The following is a 22495-nucleotide window of genomic DNA, read 5'->3' as shown; positions in this document are numbered from 1 at the left end:
AGCCTAGGCCCGCGCTGCTGCCCCGGCCAGCGGATTTCCCGTACACCGCAACCGCCCCGGCGGGGAACGCAACGGGCCGCCGGCCCGCGTCCCAGGAGGAGGGGACGGGGGCGGCGGCCCGAACGGTGCGGAATCGACCGGTGGACGGCCGGCGGGCTCGGGGCCCGGTCAGCCGACGTTGGCGCAGGAGTTGCCGAACGCCGGGTTCAGCAGGCCGATGACGTCGATCGAGTTGCCGCACAGGTTGACGGGCACGTGCACCGGAACCTGGATGCTGTTGCCCGAGGCGACGCCCGGGGAACCGGCCGCGACACCCTCGGCGCCGCTGCTCGCCATGGCGGTGCCGGCACCGGCAGCGACGATGCCCACGACGGCGGCGCCGACAGCGGCGGCCTTCTTGACGCTCATTTGAGTCTCCTCGTTGTTCGGTTCTTCCATGGGCCGCACAGGCTCGGCACGGAAGGGCACGGGACGTGCACCGGGCCCAACGAGGTCTGCTCGGTGCGGTACCGAACCGACCGTGACATTCACCCGGACGCAGTAGTGAAGGCATTCGGGTGATCGTGGGATCGGCCCGTTTCCCCGGGCGGCCGCCGTCGTTCTTCCCTGCGTACCGGCTCCACCGGTGCGGCCCGGGGCCTCCCCGGCCGTGCCGGACCCACCCGCCCGAGCGGGCCCGCGGCGCCCCACCGGCCCGCGGCGCACCCCGATGCGGGACAAGCGAACAGAAAGAGACTGCACCATGCGCAAGATCGCCTACGGCGTGTTCGGCACCGTTGCCTCAGCGGCCGTGCTGCTCGGCGGCGCCGCCGCCGCGTCCGCCTCGGGCGCGACGGCCGAGGGCGTCGCGGCCGGCTCCCCCGGCGTGCTCTCGGGCAACCTCGTCCAGGTCCCGGTGCACGTCCCGGTCAACGTCTGCGGCAACACCGTGAACGTGATCGGCCTGCTGAACCCCGCGTTCGGCAACGCCTGCGCCAACGCCTGACCCCGACGGCCGCCCTGCGGCCGCCATCCGGCCCGCGGGCCGGCCCACGACTCCCAGGGGGAGCCCTCCGGCGACCTCCTGGCAGCGCCCGGTGCCGCCAAGTCCCCACCGTGCGGGACACGGTGGCGGGGCGCACGAACGAACGCGGCCGACGGCCCGCCCGAGCCACGGGCGATCCACGCCGATCGGGCTGCGGAGCAACCAGCACGGAGCATCCAGGAAATGCCGGGCGGTGACACCTGTTCGCCCGGCGCCCGCCCTCCGGCCACGGAAGGCCGGGCACGAACCGAAGGAACAATCCCATGCGCACGTTCAAGAAGGCTGCTGTCCTCACCGTCGCCGCCGCCGGCCTGGTCGCCTCCGGCGCCGGTGTCGCCGCCGCCAGCTCCGGGGCCGAGGGCGTCGCCTCCGGCTCCCCGGGTGTGCTGTCCGGCAACCTCGTCCAGGTCCCGGTGCACGTCCCGGTCAACGTCTGCGGCAACACCGTCAACGTGATCGGCGCCCTGAACCCGGCGTTCGGCAACTCCTGCGCCAACGCCGGCTGAAACAGCGGCGGCTGACGCCGTCTCCGCGCCGCATCCGGCCCTGCCGGGTGCGGCGCATCCTCCCCGTGTGTGATTAGGAGATCGACTCCCATGCAGAACGTGAAGAAGGCCGCCGTCCTCACCGCCGCGGCCGGCATCGTCCTCGGCGGTGCCGGCGCTGCCAGCGCCGGCTCCGGAGCCGAGGGTGCGGCGGCGGGCTCGCCCGGCGTCCTCTCCGGCAACCTGCTGCAGGTGCCGGTGCACGTCCCGGTGAACGTCTGCGGCAACACCGTCAACGTGATCGGCGCCCTGAACCCGGCGTTCGGCAACTCCTGCGCCAACGTGGACGCGCCGGAGGTCGAGGAGGACTGCTGATCACCGCGATCGGCACCACTCGTGCGTCTGCCCCCCGGCCGGTGGCCGGGGGGCAGTTCGCGTCGGCGCCGTCGGCGCCGCCGGGCCGCGGCCCGGCCATCCCAGCGAACAAGAAGGGTTCAGCCATGGTGCTGAAGACGACCGGTACCGGCCTGCTGGCCGCGCTCGGCGCGGCCGCCGTGGTGGGCGCCGCGGCCGGCCCGGCCTCCGCCGCCGGGCAGACCGCCCCGGCCGGGCTGCCCCGGCCCACCGCCCAACTGCAGTCGACCGACACCGGGCACGTGGTCGAGGGCACCACCAGCGCGCTCGGGTACGCGGTGGCCCCGGTGAAGACCCTGCGGCTCGACCCCTGGGCGCAGTCCTCCGCCGACGTGCTCAACAACGGCGTGGCCGTCCAGCCGGACAACGGCGTGCCGCAGGTCGGCACCGCGCCGCTCACCGCGCCGCTCAGCGCCGGCGGCGGCGCACAGGACCTGCCCGTGGTCGGCCCGGCGCTCGGCCTGCTGCCAGGCTGACCTGCCCGGCTGACCTGTCCGACGGCCACGCCGTACGGCTACGGCCGCGCACACCGAGGAGCCCGGCACCCCCGAGGGGGTGCCGGGCTCTCCTGCACCTGCGCCGGCTCACACCGCGGGCTGGGCCAGGACGTTGTCGGACAGCGCGCCCGTGGCGGCCGCGGTGAGGTTGCCGACGGTGTCGGTGACGGAGACCTTCTGGTCGTCGCCGCCGAGCGAGGCCTTGGCACCGGGGACGGCCTGCACGGGTGCGGTCACCAGCTGCGGGTCGAGCTCGCCGAAGGAGAGCGCCCCGTCGGCGAACTCCCCGCTGTGGTCGGTGGCGTAGCGCACCGGCTGGCCGAGCTCCAGCGCCGGCCCTGCCGTCCGGATCGGGGCGGCGGGCACGTTGAGGACGGCCTGGCCGAGCTCGGTGCCGGAGTCGGCGGCGGGCAGCGGCACCACGGCGTCGACGGCGGGGCCGACCCGGCCGGTGTTGACCGCGGGGACGATGCGGTCCGGGACGAGCTGGGAGCCCGGGCGCTCCTCGGGCACCGGCGGCTGCAGCGGCGAGGCGGGCAGCCCGCCGGAGAGCGTGCCGGTCTGGGTGAGCAGCGGCAGCGGGACGTTGAACGGCACCTCCTGGCCCGCGAGGCCGTCCTCGACGGCCGCCACTTCGCCGGGGGTCATCGGCCGGGCCTCGGCCGCGCCCTGGGCGGAGACGACGCCGGCCCCGACCGCGAGCAGCAGGGCACCGGTGGCCCGCTTGGAGAGCTTCATGCAATTCACCGTTCTGTCCGAGTGCGTTCTACCGGGGCTGTCCCGCAGGGAGAGCCCTGGCGGAAAAGCAATCTGCGCAACGACCGACCACGGGCCGGATTGCGGCGGTTGACCGTTACGAGCTAATAGTCGGACCGGAATACCACCGACCTGATGATCAATCAGACGCCTGCGAAGAATCTGCGTAACTTTCCCGGCCGTCGTTCTTTTAACCCGATGTCGCAGCTCGACGGCGACACGACCGGGATCGACGAATACCGCGTTCGGCCGCCGAGCCGCCGCACCCGAGCATTTCAGAGAGGTATCTCCCATGCTGAAGAAGACCTTCGCGGGCCTCGGCCTGGCGGCCGCCGCCCTCGCCACCGCCGCGGCCCCGGCCGGCGCGATCGGCAACTCGGACGGCTCCGCCGGCTCGATCCAGGGCAACGGCGGCACCAACGCCACCGGTACCTGGGGCAACCACAGCCCCAACTTCCACTTCGCCGACAACCCGAACGTCTGCCTCCCCGAGATCCACAACATCGGCGTGGCCGTGCTCGGCGTGGCGGTTCCGGTCGAGGTCGACGCGCTGAACAACCAGCCCAAGCAGACCTGCGTGGTCGGCCAGGGCACCCTCGGCAGCGGCGACGGCGGCGTGTCCCACCTGATCGGCTGACGGTCGCTCACCGCTGCGCCCCGGGGCCGGCACCCCGGATCCCGACCCCCGCTCCGGCCGCTCCCCCGGCCGGGGCTGCGCACGACGCCCGACGTGAGCCACCCGCCGGGCCGAGGCTCCATCCATCCAGAACCTCCCACGAAGGAAACGCAGAGATGATCAAGAAGGCTCTCGCCGCTGCCGGCGTCGCCGCCGCCGGTGTCGCCATGGCCGCCGCCCCCGCGATGGCGATCGGCGACGGTGCCGCGACCTCCATCCAGGGCAACGGCGGCACCAACGCAACCGGCACCACCGGTGACCACAGCCCGAACTACCACACCCTGGACAACCCGAACCTCTGCCTGCCCGAGGTCCACAACATCGCGGTGGGCGCGGTCGTCGGCCTGGCCGTGCCGATCGAGGTCCCGGTCCTCAACAACCAGCCGCAGCAGACCTGCGTGGTGGGCCAGAACACCGTGGGCAGCGGCGACGGCGGCGTGTCCCACCTGATCGGCTGATCCTGCCGGTCCGATCTGCCGCCGGGCCCGGGGGAGCCGCTCCTCCGGGTCCGGCGGTTGCCGTTCCGCGTCCGGCCGCCGACCGGCCCCGGGTCTCCGCACCTCCCCGACGCCGGCCGGGGCCGTTCCGCACAGCGGTCCCGGTGAGGTGGCGTTCGGGTGACGGTACGTCAGGCCGGGCGCGTGGTTGCCGGGCCGGGGCGGCTTGTTGTGATCAGTTGAGTCCGCATCACCGTCGTAGAGAGGACCCCTCCATCATGAAGAGCATGCTCGGCAAGGCCCTGCTGACCGCCGTCGGCGCGCTGGCCGTGGCCGGCGTCGCGGCGCCCGCCCAGGCGCACGTGGACGCGGGCGGCGGCGTCCACCTGGTCGCCACCGCCGACGACCCGTTCGTCGCGGGCGAGGGCCACGGCTGGGCCGAGACCAGCAACATCTCCGTGATCGGCCAGGAGTGGGGCTGGGCGACCAGCACGGCCATCGGCGGCGGCACCGAGGGCGAGGCCCACATCGGCTGACCCGGCCGCACGACGCAGGAGGCCGGGCCGCGGGATTCCGCGGCCCGGCCTCCTGGCGTCCAGGGGCGTTCGGGCGCCCTGATCGGCTGCCCGGGTGCCTTGGAGGAACGCCTAGCGCAGCATCCCCGCGGCCTCGACCGCCCAGTAGGTGAGGATCTGCTCGGCGCCGGCCCGGCGGATCGAGGTGAGCGTCTCCAGGATGATCCGCTCGCGGTCCACCCAGCCGTTGGCGGCGGCGGCCTCGACCATCGCGTACTCGCCGGAGACCTGGTACGCGGAGACCGGCACCGGGGAGGCGTCGGCGATCTGCCGCAGCACGTCCAGGTAGGCCATGGCGGGCTTCACCATGACCATGTCGGCGCCCTCGGCGATGTCCTGCTCCAGCTCGCGCAGCGACTCGCGGGCGTTCGCCGGGTCCTGCTGGTAGGCCTTGCGGTCGCCCTTCAGCGAGGAGCCGACCGCCTCGCGGAACGGCCCGAAGAAGGCCGAGGCGTACTTGGCGGTGTAGGCGAGGACGCCGGTGTCCTGGTGGCCGGCCTCGTCCAGGGCCCGCCGGATCACACCGATCTGACCGTCCATCATGCCGGACGGGCCGACCAGGTGGACGCCCGCGTCGGCCTGCACCACGGCCATCTCGGCGTAGCGCTCCAGGGTGGCGTCGTTGTCGACCGAGCCGTCCTCGGCGAGCACGCCGCAGTGGCCGTGGTCGGTGTACTCGTCCAGGCAGAGGTCGGACATGACGACCAGCTGGTCGCCGACCTCGGCGACCACGTCGCGGATGGCCTGCTGCAGGATGCCGTCCGGGTTGGTGCCCTCGCTGCCGACCGCGTCCTGCACCTCGGGCACGCCGAACAGCATGATGCCGCCCAGGCCGGCCTCGGCGGCCTCCACGGCGGCCCGGCGCAGGGTGTCCCGGGTGTGCTGGACGACGCCGGGCATCGAGGTGATCGGCTTCGGCTCGGTGATGCCCTCGCGGACGAAGGCGGGGAGGATCAGTTCGGCCGGGTGCAGGCGGGTCTCGGCGACCAGTCGGCGCATGGCCGGGGTCGAGCGGAGGCGGCGCGGGCGTACGGTCGGGAATTCGGCGGACAACTGCTGCTTCTCTCTCACGACACGAAACCGCCGGGGAGGCTCGTGGCCTCCCCGGCGGCGGGGTTCAGCGGGCGGCCTTGCGGCGCGACCCGGGGCGGCGCTCGCTCGGCCGGTAGACCGGCTCGCCGGCGGCGACCGCGGTGTCCCGGCGGCGGGCGCCGAATTCGGCGAGGGCCTGGGCGAGCGCGGCGGCGGACGGCGCGGGCGCCATCACGTCGACCCGCAGGCCGTGCTCCTCGGCCGTCTTGGCGGTGGCCGGGCCGATGCAGGCGATGACGGTCACGTTGTGCGGCTTGCCGGCGATGCCGACCAGGTTCCGCACGGTGGAGGACGAGGTGAAGAGCACCGCGTCGAAGCCTCCGCCCTTGATCGCCTCGCGGGTCTCGGCCGGCGGCGGCGAGGCGCGCACCGTGCGGTACGCGGTCACGTCGTCGACCTCCCAGCCGAGTTCGACCAGGCCGGCGACGAGCGTCTCGGTGGCGATGTCGGCGCGCGGCAGCAGCACCCGGTCGATCGGGTCGAAGACCGGGTCGTAGGGCGGCCAGTCCTCCAGCAGGCCGGCCGCGGACTGCTCGCCGGAGGGCACCAGGTCGGGCTTCACGCCGAAGTCGACCAGGGCCTGCGCGGTGGTCTCGCCGACCGCGGCGACCTTGATGCCGGCGAAGGCGCGGGCGTCCAGACCGTACTCCTCGAACTTCTCCCGGACGGCCTTCACGGCGTTGACCGAGGTGAACGCGATCCACTCGTAGCGGCCGGTCACCAGGCCCTTGATGGCGCGCTCCATCTGCTGCGGGGTGCGCGGGGGCTCCACCGCGATGGTCGGCACCTCCTGCGGGACGGCGCCGTAGCCGCGCAGCTGGTCGGACAGGCCGTGCGCCTGCTCCTTCGTCCGCGGGACGAGCACGTTCCAGCCGAACAGCGGCTTGGTCTCGAACCACGAGTGCGAGGCCCGGTGGGCGACCTGCTCGCCCACCACGGCTATCACCGGCGTCGCCGGGTCGACCGGGGCCGACACCGGGGAGGGCAGCACCCGGGCCGCCTTCAGGTCGGCGGCGATGCCGGCCAGCGTGGAGGTGAAGGTCCGCTGCCGGGTGGTGGTGCCGGACAGCGTCGCCGAGAGCGCGGCCTCGGGCTTGCGGCCGTTGGCGACCAGCGCGTTGGCGGTGGCCGGCAGCTGACCGAGGGTGGTGCGGACGACCAGGGTGGTCTCCAGCGCGCCCAGGTCGACGCCGGCGCCGCCGAGCAGCGCCGCCGCGTCGACGAAGCGCACGTCGGCGCCCTGGCTGCTGCGCAGCGGCACACCCGCGTAGGCCGGCACGCCGACCGACTGGGCGACGCCGGGGATCACCTCGAAGGCGATCTCCGCGCCGGCGCAGCCGAGCATCTCCTCGGCGGCACAACCGTCGAGCCCCGGGTCGCCGTCGACGGTGCGCACCACGTGCTTGCCGGCGCGGACGGCGTCCGCGACGACCTTGGCGACGTCGAGGCCGTCCTCCTCGGCGGGGTTGTGCACCTGGACGCCGGCCGGGCAGTGCGCGCGGACGGCGGCGGCGGTCAGCGGGTCGGCGATCAGGACGTCGGCCGAGGCCAGCACGTCGACCGCGCGGAGGGTGAGGAGACCCGGGTCACCCGGGCCCGCGCCCAGGAAGGTGCAGCGGCCGGTCGGCTGGGCCGGGCCGTTGGAGGGGCTGGTGGCGGCGGTGGGGCTCATCGGTTTCGCTCCCCCATCAGGCCGGCCGCCCCCTGGTCGAGCAGCCGGGCAGCGAGCGCGCGGCCCAGCGCCGCAGCCTGCTCCTCGGCCGTCCCGTCCAGGACGAGCGGACCGGTGGCGGTCATTCTCAGCAGGGTGGCGCCGTCGGTGGTGCCGACCACGCCCTCCAGCCGCAGTTCGGTGCCGGCCCAGGTGGCCAGCGCGGCGACGGGCGCCGAGCAGCCGGCCTCCAGGGCGGCGAGCAGGGCGCGTTCGGCGACGACCGCGGCCCGGGTGGGCGTGTGGTCGAGCGCGCCGAGCTGTGCGGCGAGGCCGGCGTCCACGCATTCGACGGCGAGTGCGCCCTGGCCGGGGGCCGGGACCATCAGCTCGGGGTCGAGGTGCTCGGTGATCTCGGCGCTGCGGCCGAGCCGGTTGAGGCCGGCGGTGGCGAGCAGCACGGCGTCCAGTTCGCCGGAGGCGACGTAGCCGATCCGGGTGTCCACGTTGCCGCGGATCGGGACGGTCTCCAGGGCGGCGCCGCGGGCCGCGGCCCAGGCGTTGAGCTGGGCCATCCGGCGCGGGGAGCCGGTGCCTATCCGGGCGGCGCGGCCGCTGCCGGCGAGCTTCTCGACGAGCTCCTGGAGGGAGAGGCCGTCGCGGGCGACGAGTGCGTCGCGGAAGTCCTCGCGCTCCGGGACGGCGGCGAGCCGCAGGCCGGCGGGGGCGGCCGTGGGCAGGTCCTTGAGGGAGTGCACGGCGAGGTCGATGCGGCCCTCGAGGAGGGCGTCGCGCAGCGCCGAGACGAACACGCCGGTGCCGCCGATCTGCGCCAGCGCCTCCCGGGAGGTGTCGCCGTACGTGGTGATCTCGACCAGTTCCACCGGGCGGCCGGTGACCCGGCTCACCTCGCGCGCGACCATGCCGGACTGCGCCATCGCAAGGGCGCTGCGCCGGGTGCCGAGGCGCAGCGGCTGCTCGGGGGCGCCCGGGGGGCTGCTCAGTTGACCATTCATGGGGTGCTCGTCCAGGTCGTGCCGGTGGGGATTTACGGGGTTCATCCGGCCGCTCCGCCGTGGGCGGGTCGGCCGGCGGCCGGCGCGGACGCCGGGGTTCCGGAGACGGCGTGAACGGCCGCCGGGTCCAGGTCGAAGAGCTCGCGCAGCGCGTCCGCGTAGGAGGCGCCGCCGGGCTCGGCGGCGAGCTGCTTGACCCGCACGGTGGGGGCGTGCAGCAGCTTGTCGACGACGCGGCGCACGGTCTGGCCGATCTCGGCGCGGGAGCGCTCGTCGAGGTCGGGCAGCCGTGCTTCGAGGCGGGCGAGTTCGCCGATGACGACGTCGGAGGCCATCGACCGGAGCGCCACCACGGTGGGGGCGATCCGGGCGGCGCGCTGGGCGGCGCCGAAGGCGGCGACCTCGTCGGCGACGATGCCGGTGACGGCGTCCACGTCCCCGGCGCCGGGGCCGGCGGCGGAGTGCGCGTGGGAGAGGCTCTCGATGTCGACCAGGAGGGCGCCGGGCAGCTCGTGGACGTCGTGGTGGACGTCGCGCGGCATGGCGAGGTCGAGGAAGGCGAGCGGGCCGTCGCCGGTGCGGGCGGCGACGGCGGCGGCGACCTCGTCGGCGGTGACGACCACGCCGGCCGCTCCGGTGCAGGAGACGACCAGGTCGACGTCGGCGAGGGCCTCCGGGACCTTGGCGAAGTCGACGGTGCGGCCGGTGCCGAGGACGGCGACCAGGCGCTCGGCGCGCTCGGGGGTGCGGTTGGCGATGAGCAGGTCGGTGACGCCGGAACGCACCAGGGTGGCGGCGGCGAGCGAGCTCATCGAGCCGGCGCCGACCACCAGGACGCGCTTGCCGGCGATCTCGCCGGCGGCCGCGGCGACCTGCTCCAGGCCGAAGGTGACCAGGGACTGCCCGGCCTTGTCGATGCCGGTCTCGCTGTGGGCGCGCTTGCCGACCCGCAGGGCCTGCTGGAACAGCTCGTTGAGACCGCGGCCGGCGGTGTGCTCGTCCTGGGCGCGGGCCAGTGCGTCGCGCAGCTGGCCGAGGATCTGGCCCTCGCCGACGACCATCGAGTCCAGGCCGCAGGCCACCGAGAAGAGGTGGTGGACGGCGCGGTCCTCGTAGTGGACGTACAGGTGGGAGGTGAGCTCCTCCAGGTCGACGCCGCTGTGGTGGGCGAGCAGCAGGGACAGCTCGGCGACGCCGGCGTGGAACTTGTCCACGTCCGCGTAGAGCTCGATCCGGTTGCAGGTGTTGACCAGGGCGGCCTCGGCGACGGTGGCCGAGGCGGCGGCGTCGTGCAGCAGGCGGGTGGGGACCTCGCCGGTGAGGGCGGCGCGCTCCAGCACGCCGACGGGGGCGGTGCGGTGGCTCAGTCCGACGACGAGCAGGCTCATGCCGGCATCACCGCCGAGAGGTCGCCCTCGCCGCCGGCGGCCTGGACCGTCCTGGGGCTCTGCGCCGTCTTGGCGGCGCGGCCGGAGGCGGGCTGCGCGGCGGCGCCCTGGGCGGGCTCGGCCTTGGCGGTGCCGCCGGCGGCGCGGCGCAGCTTGGCGGCGGCGGCGCGGACGGGGCCGGGCGCGCGGTCGAGCACCGAGTCGGTGCCGCCGGGCTCCTCGCCGGCCTTGCGCTGCTCGTGGAAGGCGAGGATCTGGAGCTCTATGGAGAGGTCCACCTTGCGCACGTCCACGCCGTCCGGGACGGTCAGCACGGTGGGGGCGAAGTTGAGGATGCTGGTCACGCCGGCCTCGACGAGGCGGTCGCAGACCTGCTGGGCGGCGCCGGGCGGGGTGGTGATCACGCCGATGGAGACCTGCTGGCTCTCGACGATCTGCTCCAGCTCGTCCATGTGCCGGACGGGCAGGCCGGCGGCGGTGGAGCCGACGACGCCCGGGTCCGCGTCGAGCAGGGCGGCGACCCGGAAGCCGCGGGAGGCGAAGCCGCCGTAGTTGGCGAGGGCGTGGCCGAGGTTTCCGATGCCGACGATGACGACCGGCCAGTCCTGGGTGAGACCCAGCTCACGGGAGATCTGGTAGACCAGGTATTCGACGTCGTAGCCGACGCCGCGGGTGCCGTAGGAGCCGAGGTAGGAGAAGTCCTTGCGGAGCTTGGCGGAGTTGACGCCGGCGGCGGCGGCCAGTTCCTCGGAGGAGACGGTGGGGACGGACCGCTCGGAGAGCGCGGTCAGGGCCCGCAGGTAGAGGGGGAGGCGGGCGACGGTCGCCTCCGGGATGCCCCGGGCACGCGAGGGTCGGCGCGCGGCGCCGGTGTCGGGCGCCTGCGAACTGCTCTGGGTGGGTCGGCCGATTGCCACGGTGCTCCCGAGGGTGAAGCTGGGCTTAGGCAGCCAGGCTATGCGTTTGTGAACGTGTGCACAAAGATGGTGTCCGATTTGTCCCTCCACAGTGATGCGCATCACTCACCGCCCGGCGCCGTCGGCACCGCCTCGGCCGCCACCGCGGCGCCCCGGTCGGGCAGCCCCGGTGCGGCCGCGCCCAGCGGCCACGGGCCCAGCGCGGCCTCCCGCCGCAGCAGCGGCACCGCCTCCCCCTCGGCCAGCGAGCGGGCCCGGCCGAGCCGCGGCCAGGGGACGGACGCGGCGGCCCGGAGCGGCTCCCGGCGGTCGGCCGGGGGCAGCGCCTCGGCGCGGACGTAGTGGCGCAGCAGGTCGGCGGCGGCCCGGGCGTCGCCCATCGCGGTGTGCGCCGGGTACCAGCCGAGTCCGGCGGCCTCGACGCAGGCGGCGAGGCCCCAGCCGGTGGCGGCGGGCAGGTGGGTGCGGGCGAGGTGCATGGTGCAGAGCAGTTGGACGGGCGGCAGCGGCACCCCGATCCGGGCGAACTCTCGCTCCAGGAAGGCGTGGTCGCAGGAGACGTGGTGGCCGACCATGACCCGCCCGGCCAGCAGGTCGAGCAGGTAGGGGGCGACCTCGCGGAAGCGCGGGGCGCCGACCACGTCGTCCTGGGTGATCCGGTGCACATGGGTCGGACCGACCGGCCCGGCGGGGTCGACCAGGGTGGAGAAGGCCTCCTCGGTGCGGAGGCTGCCGTCCAGCAGGACGACCGCGACCTCGACGACCCGGTGCCGCCAGGGGCTGCGGCCGGTGGCCTCGACGTCGACGACGGCATAGCCGCCCATCGCGCTCTCTCCTTCGCCTGCAGGCCCCCGGCGGACACGAAACAGGCTCGATCGTAAGCCGACGAATTCACCGATTTGCCGGATGATCTCTATCGGCTAGGCAACGATTCGGTCCGCCGCCCCCGCCGACGGCGGGGGCGGCCCGGGGTTCCGCGGGCGGCGGAGAGGCGTGGGCGGGCGGGGACGCCTCAGGCGCCGAGGGCGGCGCGCAGCCGGCGCTCGTCCACCCGCCAGAAGTCGTGCTGGCGGCCGTCGATCAGGGTCACCGGGATCTGCTCGGCGTACTCGCGGTACAGCGCCTCGTCCTGGGTGATGTCCTTCTCCTCGAAGGCGGCGCCGAGCTCGCCGGTGACCCGGAGGAGGACGGTGCGGGCGTCGTCGCACAGGTGGCAGCCGGGCTTGCCGATCAGGGTGACGACCCGGTCGGCGGGCTTCTTGTTCTTGTCGCGTCGCAGCAGGCTCACCCCGCCATTGTGCGCCCGTGGCGCGGGTCACTGCTCCGATGCGCACCGTTAACGGCACCTGCACGCGGGCGTCACGGGAAGAGTCGGCGGGTCTGGCTATGCTCGGTCCATGGTCGCGCTACGAAGGCTCCACCTCGCAAGGCGTTCCTCCGACGAGCGGACGGCGCTGGCGGGCGAGGCCGCCGCCGACGCGGCCGAGGCCGACCTGCTCGCCGTCGCCGCCCGGCGCGCGGAGCGGAACGGCAGCGCCGCGGTGAAGGCAGAGAAGCCGGAGAAGGCCGAGAAGCCGGGGCGTCCGCCCAAGGCACCCGCCGAGGACCACACCCCGACCCCGGACGACCCGCGGGCCGCCGCCTTCTTCGACTGCGACAACACGATCCTGCGCGGCGCCGCCATGTTCTACCTGGGCGTCGGCCTGTACCGCCGCCGCTTCTTCACCCGCCGCGACGTCGCCCGGTTCGTCTGGCAGCAGGCGTGGTTCCGGCTGCACGGCTCGGAGGACCCGGCGCACATCGCGGACGCCCAGGACACCGCGCTCGGCCTGGTCGCCGGCAAGCGGACGGCCGAGCTGGAGCAGATCTGCGAGGAGATCTTCGAGGAGGTCATCGCGGACAAGGTGTGGCCGGGCACCCGCGCCCTCGTCCAGATGCACCTGGACGCCGGCCAGCGGGTCTGGCTGGTCACGGCCGCGCCCCAGGAGATCGCCCGGATCATCGCCCGACGGCTCGGCATGACCGGCACCCTGGCCACGGTCGCCGAGACGGCCGACGGCGAGTACACCGGCAGGCTGGTCGGCGGGCTGCTGCACGGCCCGGCCAAGGCCGCCGCGGTGCAGGCGCTGGCCCGCCGGGAGCAGCTGGACCTCGCCCGGTGCGCGGCGTTCAGCGACTCCGCCAACGACATCCCGATGCTCAGCCTGGTCGGCCACCCCTACGTGGTGAACCCGGACGCCCCGCTGCGGCGGCACGCCCGGGCCAACGGCTGGCGGGTCCGCGACTTCCGGACGGGCCGCAAGGCCGCCAGGGTCGGCCTGCCGGCCGCCGTGGGTCTCGGCGTCGCAGCGGGCGCCACCGCCGCCGCCCTCGCCGTCCACCGCCGGCGGCGCCCGGCCTGACGGTCCGCCACCGGACGGGCTGCGCCGGGGCCGCCCCGGAACCGGGCGACCCGGGCCTTCGCCGTCCACTCCGCAGGTGGGAACCGCTCACACGGAAGGGCGACCCCGGAGGGCAACTGCCGGTCGGGTCCGCTTCGTTGCCGACCGGATCCGATCGTTCGGCGCCTCGGGAAAGTTGTGGGTTACCGGACCCCGAGGCAGGGAAACCGCCCGCCGTTCACCCGAATCGGTCACACCGCGTCGGCAATCGATCACGCATTGCGTGCCCCGACCGGGCCGGGCCGATCAGTACCGGCTGAATATGCGCGCCATCCGGATCTCAAACGACCAGTTCCGCCACAGCGTGTAGCCGTCATTGCACAAAGCGTTATCCTCTCCTGGATGCACGGCACCTGCGTGTCCCCCCGGCGGGGGCCGGGGGCGTGCTCTCCGCACAGGCGGAGGTGACCCGTCCACAGTTCTGCCTCTGGGAGTCCCGTGTACCCACCCGTCCGGAACGACGTGCCTGCCACCTCCCGCCCGTCGACCGCCACCCTGCGCACCGGCGCCCGGCTGGACCGGCTGTGGGCCGCCGTCCGCGAGTTCCAGGTGCTGGCCCCCCGGCTCGCGGTCGCGGGGGCCGTCCCGTCCTCCGCGCCCGTCCGCCGCCCCGTCCCCGCCGCCCGCCCGGGCACCCTGCTGCGCTCGACGACGACCGGCGGCACCGCCACCGGCACCCGCGGCCGCGGCATCGGCACCCCGGCCCGCAGCCGTCCCCGGACGGACCGCGGCACCGGCGCCGACACCGAGCACAACCCGGTGATGGAGCTGGTCGAGCGCGCCCAGGCCGGCGAGAGCGAGGCCTTCGGCCGGCTCTACGACCAGTACGCGGACACCGTCTACCGGTACATCTACTACCGGGTCGGCAGCCGGGCCACCGCCGAGGACCTCACCAGCGAGACCTTCCTGCGCGCACTGCGCCGGATCGGCACCTTCACCTGGCAGGGCCGGGACTTCGGCGCCTGGCTGGTGACCATCGCCCGCAACCTGGTGGCCGACCACTTCAAGTCCAGCCGGTTCCGGCTGGAGGTCACCACCGGCGAGATGCTGGACTCCAACGAGTGCGAGCGCAGCCCCGAGGAGTCGGTGCTGGAGTCGCTCGCCAACGCAGCCCTGCGGGACGCCGTCCGGCGGCTCAACCCGCAGCAGCAGGAGTGTGTCAACCTCCGCTTCCTGCAAGGCCTCTCGGTCGCCGAGACGGCCCGCATCATGGGCAAGAACGAGGGCGCCATCAAGACCCTCCAGTACCGCGCGGTGCGCACCCTGGCCCGCCTGCTGCCGCCGGACGCGCGGTGAGCGGCAGGGCCGCGCCGCCCGGCGCCGACGGCCCGTCACCCGGGCCCGTGCTCCGACACGGGCGGGTGAAAGGGCGGTCACATGATCAGCCGTGCGTAACCGACTCCCGGCACCGCTCGTTGGCCAGCGTGGAAACCACCGACGGGCTTGCGGTCAAGCAGGATCGGGCCGCATCACCCGATGGTGTGGTTTCGGCCCGCCGAGACAACCTTCCGGCTGGCCACGGTGTCGACAACGACGAAGGGAGGTGTGGCCCGTGACGGCAAACGTGCTGGAGCACCGGCGGGCGAAGGCCTTCGCCGAGGCATTGGAGGCCCACCGGACGGACAACCCACCCGGCGGGGACGGCCCCGCCGGAGGCACGGCGGGCGGTTCCCACCGTGCCGGATCGACCGCGATGGCCGAACTGCTGGCCATGGCGGACACCCTGGAGGAGCTGCCCGTCCCGGAGTTCTCCGCGGAGGCCAAGGCGATCCAGCGGGCGCAGCTGATGGCCGCGTTCGAGCAGGCCTTCGCCGGCAGTGCCGCCGCCTCGGTGCCCCGGCAGCGCGGGGGCCACGCCGCCCGTGCGGGCCGCGGCCGTTGGGGCCGCCGGCTGGCGATCGGCGGTCTGGTGGCGGGCGTCGCGGTCGGCAGCTTCGCCGGCGCCGCGGCGGCCAGTGGCAACGCGCTGCCGGGCGACGCCCTGTACGGCATGAAGCGCGGGCTGGAGGGCCTCCGGCTGGACTGGGCGGGCTCCGACTCGGAGCGCGGTGCGCTGCTGCTCGAGCAGGCCTCCGCCCGGCTGGGCGAGGCGCAGAGTCTGCTGCAGCGCTCGGGCTCGCCGGACACGCTCAGCCCCACCACCGTGGAGCAGGTCCGCCGCGCGCTGGACGACATGCACGCCGAGGCCGTCCGCGGCCGCGACCTGCTGCGTTCGGTCTACCGGTCCAACGGCTCGCTCGCCCCGATGCGGCAGCTCGCCACCTTCGCCGACGGCGAGGACGACCGCTGGTCGCAGCTGCACGACCGGCTGCCCGGCCAGCTCGGCCCGCAGGCCGAGAAGGTCGACGAGCTCTTCGACGACATAAGCGAGGACGTCGCGCCCCTGCACCTGGCGCAGCCCGGCAAGGGCGGTCAGGCCGGCACGGGGGCGAGCGGCGGGCAGTCCGGCTCCGGCAAGGCGCCCGGCGGCGCCGTCCAGGGCACCTCGCAGGGCGGCACGGGTGCGCCGACCGCGCACGGCACCGGCACCGCTCCGAACGGGGCCGCGCCCAGCACCGCCCCGCAGGGCGTCGGCGGGCTGGTCGACGGCCTCACCAGCGGCCTGGGCGGCGGGCAGAGCGGCGCCCCGGCCACGGGCGGCACGACCGGCTCCGGCGACTCCCCCGCGCCGACCGGTTCGTCCAGCGCGGCACCGGAGGGGCAGGGCATCACCATCCCGCCGTTGATCCCCGGTCTGCTCCCCGGTCTCACCCTGGGCTGAGGCCGTACGCCGCGGCGGCCGTGGGATTCCCGAGCTCCCACGGCCGCCGCGGCACGTCCGTGCCCGGGCACCCGGCCGGCGCCGCCCGGAAGAAGACCGGGCTCAGAAGAAGACCGAGCGCCGCTGCACCAGCAGCTTGTAGAGGGTGTGCTGGATGGTCTCCCGCACCTGGTCCGCCAGGTTGAAGACCAGCATCGGGTCGTCCGCGGCCTCCCGCGGGTAGCTGTCGGTCGGGATCGGCTCACCGAACTGGATCGTCCACTTGGTGGGCAGCGGGACGGCTCCGAGCGGCCCCAGCCACGGGAAGGTCGGCGTGATGGGCACGTACGGCAGCCCGAGCAGCCGGGCCAGCGAGCGGAGGTTGCCGATCATCGGGTAGGTCTCCTCCGCGCCGACGATCGAGCAGGGCACGATCGGCACCCCGGCGCGCAGCGCGGACGAGACGAAGCCGCCGCGCCCGAACCGCTGGAGCTTGTAGCGCTCGGAGAACGGCTTGCCGATCCCCTTGAAGCCCTCCGGCCAGACGCCGACCACCTCTCCGCGCTCCAGCAGCGCCTGGGCGTCCTCGTTGCAGGCGAGGGTGTGGCCCGCCTTGCGGGCGAGCTCGCCCGCGACCGGCAGCACGAAGACCAGGTCGGCGGCGAGCATCCGCAGGTGCCGGCGGTGCGGGTGGTGGTCGTGGATGGCCACCTGGGTCATCAGCGCGTCCAGCGGGATGGTGCCGGAGTGGTTGGCGACGATCAGTGCGCCGCCTTCGGCGGGGATGTTCTCGACGCCGCGGACCTCCACCCGGAAGTACTTCTCGGCGACCGGGCGGAGCAGCGAGAGGAAGACCTCCTCGGTGAGCTCCCGGTCGAAGCCGAACTCGTCGACCTCGTAGTCGCCGGTGATGCGGCGGCGCAGGAAGGCCAGGCCGCTCGCCGCGCGGTCCTCCCAGCCCTTGCCGAAGACCTTGGTGGCGGTGGCGCCGAGCTGCCCGGAGAGGGCGGTGCCGACGGCCTCGGCGAGGCGGTCGGCGAGGCCGCCGGCGGACGGCTGCCCGGCTTGCCAGCTGGGGGCGGACTCGATCGGGATGACCTTGGCCTCGGCCGGCTCGGTCCTGCGTGCTGCGGTCATCGCGGCATCGGCTCCTCGGTGTGGCGGTCGTCCTGGCCGAGCAGGGCGGCCAGCCGGTCGGTGACGGCGGCGAGCCGCTCGGGGGGCAGCAGGCCGGCCCGCTGTGCGGCCACGAAGTCGGCGAACGCCTCGGCGGTGGTGAAGCGGGGGGTGTGGCCGAAGGTCTCGCGGAGCTGCGCGGTGTCGACGACCCGGCCGTGGGTGAGCAGCTGGATGAGCTCGGGCGAGATGTCGGCGAGCCTGGTCTGCCGGACGAGCCCGGCGACTGCGCCGAGGGCCGGGCGGAGCAGCGGGACGGTGGGCCGGCCGAGGCGGCGGGCGCACTGGGAGAGCAGCAGCACGCCGTCGCCGGCCACGTTGAAGGTGCCGGTGTTGGACGTGCCGGAGCGGGGGTCGAGGGTGGCGAGGCGGAGCACCTCGACGGCGTCGTCCTCGTGGACGAACTGCAGCCGTGGGTCGCGGCCGAGCACGGTGGGCAGCACCGGCAGGGTGAAGTAGGCGCAGAGCGGGGTGTCGCCGGCGGGGCCGACGATGTTGGCGAAGCGCAGCACGGTGACGGCGACGTCGGGGCGGCGGCGGCCGAAGCCGCGGACGTAGCCCTCGACCTCGGCGGCGTCGCGGGCGAACCCGCCGGCGGGGAGTTCCTTGGGCTGCATCCGCTCAGCGAAGACGGCGGGGTCGCGGGGTGCGGAGCCGTACACGCCGGTGGTGGACTTCACCACCAGGCGGCGCAGGCCGGGGGCCTTCTGGCAGGCGCCGAGCAGCTGCATGGTGCCGATGACGTTGGTCTCCTTGACCGCCGCCCGGCCGCCGGGGCCCGTCGCGGAGACGTTGAGGTGCACCACGGTGTCGACCTCGTGCTCGGCGATCACCCGGGCGACGGCGGGGCGGCGGAGGTCGACGCGGACGAAGGAGACGTCCGGCGGGAGCTCCTCGGCGGGCGGTTGGACGTCGACGCCGACGACCCGGTCCACGCCGCGCTCGCGGGCGATGCCGGCGGCGAAGCGGGCACCTAGGTGCCGTGCCACTCCGGTGACGAGCACGGTCCTGCCCACGCTGCTGCGGCCTCCTCGGAATCGCCCTGAGTGCACCGTACCGCGCGGATGTTTCCGGGCCGTACCGGCGCCACGCACGGGCCCGCACCGGCGCGACGCGCACCGGGCGCGAAGACACCACTGCCCGCCCGGGCTGGGCCCGGGCGGGCAGTGCGGACACCTGGTGCGCGCGAGGCGGCCGTCGGTGCAAGCGGCTGGCCCCCCGCGTGAGCGGGAAGTAGTCCGGCCGCGGGTTACTTCTTGTTGCGACGCTGCACGCGAGTCCGCTTCAGAAGCTTGCGGTGCTTCTTCTTGGCCATACGCTTGCGACGCTTCTTGATGACAGAGCCCACGGAACAACCCTCGCTCACTCGGACCCCGTCCATGGGAGACGGGTGTCCATACGACTGACGGAGGGCCTAGCCTACCGTCCGCTCGGGGTAAGCAGTAATCCTGGCCCCGCCGTGTCAGGCCTACGCGCTCTCGAGGCGCACGTAGGACTCCTTCAGGTACGCGTGGACCGCCTGCTCCGGGACACGGAAGGAGCGCCCGACCCGGATGGCCGGCAGCTCGCCGCTGTGCACCAGCCGGTACACCGTCATCTTGGACACCCTCATGACCGAGGCCACCTCGGCCACGGTCAGGAAGACGACTTCCTGCAGGGGGCGTTCGCCTGAACTCATGACCATCACCCGACCCTTACCCGTGTGCAAGGCACCGGCTTCCCCTCCGGTGACTCCACCGGCACACGTGTATCCCCAGAGTAGTTATGGGTGGTACCAGTGGGAAGAGGGGGATGCGCAGTCCTTGTACGGTGCGGCATCCCCCCGTTGCAGTACGTAGCCGATCGGCGTCTGGCGCAGGCGGACCGGGCCTTCCGGCCCTGCGGGGCGCTCGGAAGCACCGGCCCGGCGCGGGGGGCGTGCGGCGGGCGCCGACCCGGCCGGGGCGGCGGGCGGGGTCAGGGCAGCAGGCCGTGGTGGGGGTAGACGGCCCGGCGGGCGGCGATGATCGCCTGGTCGAGGCGGGAGGCGGGGTCGTAGCCCCCCTCGTGGAAGTCGTGCCAGTCGGGGCGGGTGCCGTCGGTCATCCGCAGCGGGGCCTGCTGTCTGGTGCGGCGGTAGACCTCGGCGCGCCAGTCGGCCGGGGTCTCGGCGGCCGGGTCGAGCGGGCGTCCCGCCGCGGTGGCGACCAGGTGGGTCCACGTCCGCGGGACGACGTCGACGACGGCGTAGCCGCCCCCGCCGAGGGCGACCCAGCGGCCGTCGGCGTACTGGTGGGCGAGGCCGTGCAGGGACTCTGCGACGAGCCGCTGGGCGTCCAGGCTGACCGCGAGGTGCGCGAGCGGGTCCTCGACGTGGGTGTCGGCACCGTGCTGGGTGACCAGGACCTGCGGGCGGAAGGCGGCGAGGAGTTCGGGCACCAGGGCGTGGAAGGCGCGCAGCCATCCGGCGTCGCCGGTGCCGGCCGGCAGCGGCAGGTTGACGGCACTGCCGGGGGCGTCCGGGCCGCCGGTCTCGGTGGACCAGCCGGTCTCCGGGAAGAGCGTGGCCGGGTTCTCGTGCAGCGAGACGGTCAGCACCCGCGGGTCGTTCCAGAACGCCTGCTGGACGCCGTCCCCGTGGTGGACGTCCACGTCGACGTAGGCGACCCGCTCGGCGCCGAGCTCCAGCAGCCGGGCGACGGCCAGCGCCGGGTCGTTGTAGACGCAGAAGCCGGACGCCCGGTCGGGCATGGCGTGGTGCAGGCCGCCGGCGAAGTTCACGGCGTGCGGGGTCTCGCCGCGCCACACCGCCTCGGCGGCGGCGACCGACTGGCCGGCGATCAGCGCGGAGGCCGTGTGCAGGCCGGGGAACGCCCAGTTGTCGTCGGTGCCCAGGCCGTGCCGCAGGTCGGTGAGGGCCGGATCGGCGGCGACCTTGCGGACGGCGGCGATGTACTCGGCGGTGTGCACCAGGCGCAGCGTGGAGTCGCCGGCGGCGGGCGCGGAGCGCACCGTGACTCCCGGCCCGCTGCTCAGCCCGTACGCGTCGACCAGGTGCTTGGTGAGGACGAGCCTGGTCGGGTCCATCGGGTGGCCGGGGCCGAAGTCGTACGCGGTCACCGCGTCGTCCCAGTAGAGGTGCAGGCCGCAGGGGGTGTCACGCTCGGCGTCGGGCATGCCTCCACCGTAGTGGGTGGCGGCTGCCGGGACGCACGGGGTCAGTGCGCCTCGGCGGGCTGTTTGGCCCCGGGGGTCGGTGCGGGGGCGAAGTGACCGGCGAGCGGCAGGATCGCCAGCACGAGCAGCATCGGGGCGAGCATCGCGGCCCGGTACGAGCCGGCGTCGCCGATGGCCCCGACGAGCGGCGAACCCACCAGGAAACCCACGTAGTTGAACAGGTTGAGCCGGGCGACCGCGGCGTCCGAGTCGGCCGGCATCAGGCGGCCGCCGGCGGCGAAGACCTGCGGGATGATCGCGCAGATGCCGAGCCCGAGCAGGGTGAAGGCGGCGATCCCGGCCCAGGGCGCGGGGGCCACCGCGGCGGCGGCGAAGCCCAGGGCGGCGGTCGCGGCGCCCGCCCGCACCACCGGCACGGCGCCGAAGCGCTGCACGGCCCGGTCGCCGACGGCCCGGCCGGCCAGCATCGCGACCATGTAGCCGAGGTAGGACAGCTTGGCGACGTCGTCGGGGCTGTGCAGGGTGTCGGTGAGGTACTTGACGCTGTAGTTGGAGACCGAGGCGTCGGCGATGTAGGCGACCGCCATGGCGAGGCAGAGCGGCAGCAGCGGGCGCCACGGCACGGCCCGCCCGGCGGCCCGGGCGGCCTCCTCGACGGCGTCGCCGAGTTCGGCCGGGCCGGCGAAGCGGGTGCCGGCCAGCAGGGCCAGCGGGACGAGCACCGCGGCCGATCCGGCGAACAGTGCGCTCAGCGGCACCCCGCGGTGCGCGCCGAGGCCGGCGACGGCCGCGCCGGCGATCCCGCCGAGGCTGAACGCCGCGTGGAAGCCGAGCATGATGCTGCGCCCGTAGCGGTGCTGCAGGCCGACGCCGAGCATGTTCATCGAGGCGTCGAGGGCGCCCACGAGGAGGCCGAAGGCGGCCAGGGCGAGGGCGAGCTGCCACAGGGCGGTGCCCACGCCGACGGCGGCCAGGGCGAGGCAGACGGCGGGCTGCACGGTGCGGAGGACGGCGCGCGGGCTGCTGAGCCGTACCAGCCGCTCGGAGGCGACGGAGCCGACGCCGGCGAGGATCGGCACCGCGGCGAGGAAGACCGGCAGCAGCGAGTCGTCCAGCCCGTAGCGGCGCTGGATCTCGGGGATGCAGCTGACCAGCAGGGCGAAGGTGGCGCCCTGCAGCAGGAAGCTCGCGGCGAGGGCCGCGCGGGCCTGCCGCAGCCGTCCGGTGGTCTCGGCCATGGGGCCCCCGCTACTGGTGGGTACCGACGTGTGGTGGCGAGAGCGTAGGCCCTGGCGGGCCGTTCCGGGAGGGGGTCTGCCGACAAGGGGGCGCCGGGGCGGTTTCTTCAGGGGCGCGTGCCCAGGAGGGCGGGGACGGCGGTGAGGGTGGTGAAGAGGCCGGTGGCGCCGGCGGCGGTCAGTTTGGCGGGGTCGGTGAGGGCGGCGTAGCCGTGGACGTCCATGCCGGCGGCGCGGGCGGCGAGCACGCCGTTGGGGCTGTCCTCCAGGACGAGGCAGCGCTCGGGCGGCACGCCCATGGTGCGGGCGGCGTGCAGGAAGAGGTCGGGGGCGGGCTTGCCGACGCCGACGTCCTGGGCGCTGAAGATGTGCTCCTCGGGGAGGTGGCCGCGCAACCCGGTGAGGTCGAGCGCGGTGCGGATCCACGAGTGGTGGGCGGAGGAGGCGAGGCAGTACCGGACGCCGGACTGCTGCAGGGTCTTCAGGAGGGTCTCCGCCCCGGCCACCGGGGCGAGTTCGGCCTCGAACGCGGCGAACACCCGGGCGTGGAAGAGGTCGTCGAAGCCCTCGGGCAGCCGGCCGCCGTGCCGTTCCAGGATGACGTCGTGCACCCGGTGGGCGGCGGTGCCCATGTAGTCCCGGTAGGAGTCCTCGACGGTGGTCGGGTAGCCGAGTTCGGTGAGGTACTCGGCCAGCACCCGGTTGGAGATGGGCTCGCTGTCGACGAGCACCCCGTCGTTGTCGAAGATCACCAGGTCGTAGCTCACCCGGTCGAGCCTACCGGCCCGGCACCGGGGCTCCGGTGCCGGGCCGAGG

General features: G+C 74.6%; 26 protein-coding genes. 10 read left to right on the top strand and 16 right to left on the bottom strand.

The annotated features are described in order from the left end of the window. Nucleotides 1–168: 168 nt before the first annotated feature. Nucleotides 169–408, bottom strand: a complete 240-nt coding sequence (locus AB0M03_RS16035) for a chaplin (protein ID WP_363492106.1) — start codon at nucleotides 406–408, stop codon at nucleotides 169–171. A gap of 334 nt (nucleotides 409–742) precedes the next feature. Here AB0M03_RS16035 and AB0M03_RS16030 point away from each other — a divergent pair, with 334 nt between their 5' ends. The 4 genes from AB0M03_RS16030 (at nucleotide 743) to AB0M03_RS16015 (ending at nucleotide 2399) form a co-directional block, all read left to right on the top strand. After that, nucleotides 743–985 carry a chaplin gene (locus tag AB0M03_RS16030; RefSeq protein ID WP_363492105.1) on the top strand — a complete coding sequence of 81 codons (243 nt, stop codon included), beginning with the start codon at nucleotides 743–745 and terminating at the stop codon, nucleotides 983–985. A 302-nt stretch (nucleotides 986–1287) separates the two neighbouring features. Continuing rightward, nucleotides 1288–1530, top strand: a complete 243-nt coding sequence (locus AB0M03_RS16025) for a chaplin (protein WP_363492103.1) — start codon at nucleotides 1288–1290, stop codon at nucleotides 1528–1530. A 90-nt stretch (nucleotides 1531–1620) separates the two neighbouring features. After that, a complete protein-coding gene (locus AB0M03_RS16020; RefSeq protein ID WP_363492102.1) occupies nucleotides 1621–1884 on the top strand; it encodes a chaplin in 264 nt (87 codons plus the stop codon). A gap of 125 nt (nucleotides 1885–2009) precedes the next feature. Continuing rightward, a complete protein-coding gene (locus tag AB0M03_RS16015) occupies nucleotides 2010–2399 on the top strand; it encodes a hypothetical protein (RefSeq protein ID WP_363492101.1) in 390 nt (129 codons plus the stop codon). A 108-nt stretch (nucleotides 2400–2507) separates the two neighbouring features. Here the strand turns inward: AB0M03_RS16015 and AB0M03_RS16010 are convergent, their stop codons facing one another. Further along, nucleotides 2508–3158, bottom strand: coding sequence for a hypothetical protein (locus tag AB0M03_RS16010; RefSeq protein WP_363492100.1), 651 nt, complete (start codon nucleotides 3156–3158; stop codon nucleotides 2508–2510). 310 nt (nucleotides 3159–3468) lie between these two features. Here AB0M03_RS16010 and AB0M03_RS16005 point away from each other — a divergent pair, with 310 nt between their 5' ends. The 3 genes from AB0M03_RS16005 to AB0M03_RS15995 all read left to right on the top strand — a co-directional run bounded on the left by AB0M03_RS16005 (nucleotide 3469) and on the right by AB0M03_RS15995 (nucleotide 4825). Continuing rightward, nucleotides 3469–3813: a rodlet layer protein gene (locus AB0M03_RS16005; RefSeq protein WP_363492099.1), complete on the top strand. Its 345-nt coding sequence runs from the start codon at nucleotides 3469–3471 to the stop codon at nucleotides 3811–3813. Between the two features lie 155 nt (nucleotides 3814–3968). Continuing rightward, complete coding sequence (locus tag AB0M03_RS16000) at nucleotides 3969–4310, top strand: rodlet layer protein (protein WP_363492098.1); 342 nt, start codon at nucleotides 3969–3971, stop codon at nucleotides 4308–4310. A 257-nt stretch (nucleotides 4311–4567) separates the two neighbouring features. After that, nucleotides 4568–4825 (top strand): hypothetical protein, encoded by a 258-nt coding sequence (locus AB0M03_RS15995; RefSeq protein ID WP_363492097.1) that lies wholly within the window; start codon nucleotides 4568–4570, stop codon nucleotides 4823–4825. Between the two features lie 111 nt (nucleotides 4826–4936). Here AB0M03_RS15995 and hemB read toward each other — a convergent pair whose 3' ends face one another. The 7 genes from hemB to AB0M03_RS15960 form a co-directional block, all read right to left on the bottom strand. Then, a complete protein-coding gene (gene hemB, locus AB0M03_RS15990) occupies nucleotides 4937–5917 on the bottom strand; it encodes a porphobilinogen synthase (RefSeq protein ID WP_363492169.1) in 981 nt (326 codons plus the stop codon). A gap of 64 nt (nucleotides 5918–5981) precedes the next feature. Beyond that, nucleotides 5982–7628: a bifunctional uroporphyrinogen-III C-methyltransferase/uroporphyrinogen-III synthase gene (locus AB0M03_RS15985; RefSeq protein ID WP_363492096.1), complete on the bottom strand. Its 1647-nt coding sequence runs from the start codon at nucleotides 7626–7628 to the stop codon at nucleotides 5982–5984. After that, nucleotides 7625–8623 carry a hydroxymethylbilane synthase gene (gene hemC / locus AB0M03_RS15980; protein ID WP_363492095.1) on the bottom strand — a complete coding sequence of 333 codons (999 nt, stop codon included), beginning with the start codon at nucleotides 8621–8623 and terminating at the stop codon, nucleotides 7625–7627. The genes AB0M03_RS15985 and hemC overlap by 4 nt, the downstream gene beginning before the upstream one ends. A gap of 41 nt (nucleotides 8624–8664) precedes the next feature. Continuing rightward, nucleotides 8665–10011 carry a glutamyl-tRNA reductase gene (locus AB0M03_RS15975; RefSeq protein ID WP_363492094.1) on the bottom strand — a complete coding sequence of 449 codons (1347 nt, stop codon included), beginning with the start codon at nucleotides 10009–10011 and terminating at the stop codon, nucleotides 8665–8667. Beyond that, entirely contained in the window at nucleotides 10008–10928 is a 921-nt protein-coding gene (locus tag AB0M03_RS15970; RefSeq protein WP_363492093.1) for a redox-sensing transcriptional repressor Rex, read from the bottom strand. The genes AB0M03_RS15975 and AB0M03_RS15970 overlap by 4 nt, the downstream gene beginning before the upstream one ends. Before the next feature lie 101 nt (nucleotides 10929–11029). Further along, nucleotides 11030–11752 (bottom strand): 3'-5' exonuclease, encoded by a 723-nt coding sequence (locus AB0M03_RS15965; protein WP_363492092.1) that lies wholly within the window; start codon nucleotides 11750–11752, stop codon nucleotides 11030–11032. Between the two features lie 188 nt (nucleotides 11753–11940). Continuing rightward, nucleotides 11941–12216 carry a glutaredoxin family protein gene (locus AB0M03_RS15960; RefSeq protein ID WP_363492091.1) on the bottom strand — a complete coding sequence of 92 codons (276 nt, stop codon included), beginning with the start codon at nucleotides 12214–12216 and terminating at the stop codon, nucleotides 11941–11943. A 109-nt stretch (nucleotides 12217–12325) separates the two neighbouring features. Here AB0M03_RS15960 and AB0M03_RS15955 point away from each other — a divergent pair, with 109 nt between their 5' ends. The 3 genes from AB0M03_RS15955 to AB0M03_RS15945 all read left to right on the top strand — a co-directional run bounded on the left by AB0M03_RS15955 (nucleotide 12326) and on the right by AB0M03_RS15945 (nucleotide 16130). Beyond that, nucleotides 12326–13330, top strand: coding sequence for an HAD-IB family hydrolase (locus AB0M03_RS15955; protein WP_363492089.1), 1005 nt, complete (start codon nucleotides 12326–12328; stop codon nucleotides 13328–13330). A gap of 534 nt (nucleotides 13331–13864) precedes the next feature. Next, nucleotides 13865–14665 carry an ECF subfamily RNA polymerase sigma factor, BldN family gene (locus AB0M03_RS15950; protein WP_363492168.1) on the top strand — a complete coding sequence of 267 codons (801 nt, stop codon included), beginning with the start codon at nucleotides 13865–13867 and terminating at the stop codon, nucleotides 14663–14665. 256 nt (nucleotides 14666–14921) lie between these two features. Next, on the top strand, nucleotides 14922–16130 hold the full coding sequence (locus tag AB0M03_RS15945) for a DUF5667 domain-containing protein (RefSeq protein WP_363492088.1): 1209 nt from the start codon (nucleotides 14922–14924) through the stop codon (nucleotides 16128–16130). A 102-nt stretch (nucleotides 16131–16232) separates the two neighbouring features. Here the strand turns inward: AB0M03_RS15945 and AB0M03_RS15940 are convergent, their stop codons facing one another. The 7 genes from AB0M03_RS15940 to AB0M03_RS15910 form a co-directional block, all read right to left on the bottom strand. Then, nucleotides 16233–17246 (bottom strand): lysophospholipid acyltransferase family protein, encoded by a 1014-nt coding sequence (locus AB0M03_RS15940; protein ID WP_363492087.1) that lies wholly within the window; start codon nucleotides 17244–17246, stop codon nucleotides 16233–16235. Continuing rightward, on the bottom strand, nucleotides 17243–18301 hold the full coding sequence (locus tag AB0M03_RS15935) for an NAD-dependent epimerase/dehydratase family protein (RefSeq protein ID WP_363492086.1): 1059 nt from the start codon (nucleotides 18299–18301) through the stop codon (nucleotides 17243–17245). The genes AB0M03_RS15940 and AB0M03_RS15935 overlap by 4 nt, the downstream gene beginning before the upstream one ends. 233 nt (nucleotides 18302–18534) lie before the next feature. Beyond that, a complete protein-coding gene (locus AB0M03_RS15930; RefSeq protein ID WP_003948845.1) occupies nucleotides 18535–18633 on the bottom strand; it encodes an AURKAIP1/COX24 domain-containing protein in 99 nt (32 codons plus the stop codon). A 120-nt stretch (nucleotides 18634–18753) separates the two neighbouring features. After that, complete coding sequence (locus tag AB0M03_RS15925) at nucleotides 18754–18963, bottom strand: helix-turn-helix domain-containing protein (protein WP_052390398.1); 210 nt, start codon at nucleotides 18961–18963, stop codon at nucleotides 18754–18756. 278 nt (nucleotides 18964–19241) lie between these two features. Beyond that, nucleotides 19242–20441, bottom strand: a complete 1200-nt coding sequence (locus AB0M03_RS15920) for an acetoin utilization protein AcuC (RefSeq protein WP_363492085.1) — start codon at nucleotides 20439–20441, stop codon at nucleotides 19242–19244. A gap of 41 nt (nucleotides 20442–20482) precedes the next feature. Next, nucleotides 20483–21679 (bottom strand): MFS transporter, encoded by a 1197-nt coding sequence (locus AB0M03_RS15915; RefSeq protein WP_363492084.1) that lies wholly within the window; start codon nucleotides 21677–21679, stop codon nucleotides 20483–20485. Between the two features lie 107 nt (nucleotides 21680–21786). After that, nucleotides 21787–22446 (bottom strand): HAD family hydrolase, encoded by a 660-nt coding sequence (locus AB0M03_RS15910; RefSeq protein ID WP_363492083.1) that lies wholly within the window; start codon nucleotides 22444–22446, stop codon nucleotides 21787–21789. Nucleotides 22447–22495: the final 49 nt, after the last annotated feature.

Source organism: Kitasatospora sp. NPDC051914, assembly GCF_040680995.1.
In the GTDB taxonomy this organism is placed as follows: Bacteria; Actinomycetota; Actinomycetes; order Streptomycetales; family Streptomycetaceae; genus Kitasatospora.
The sequence above is the reverse complement of the archived record's forward strand: the minus strand, read 5'-3'. Positions and strand labels throughout refer to the sequence as shown.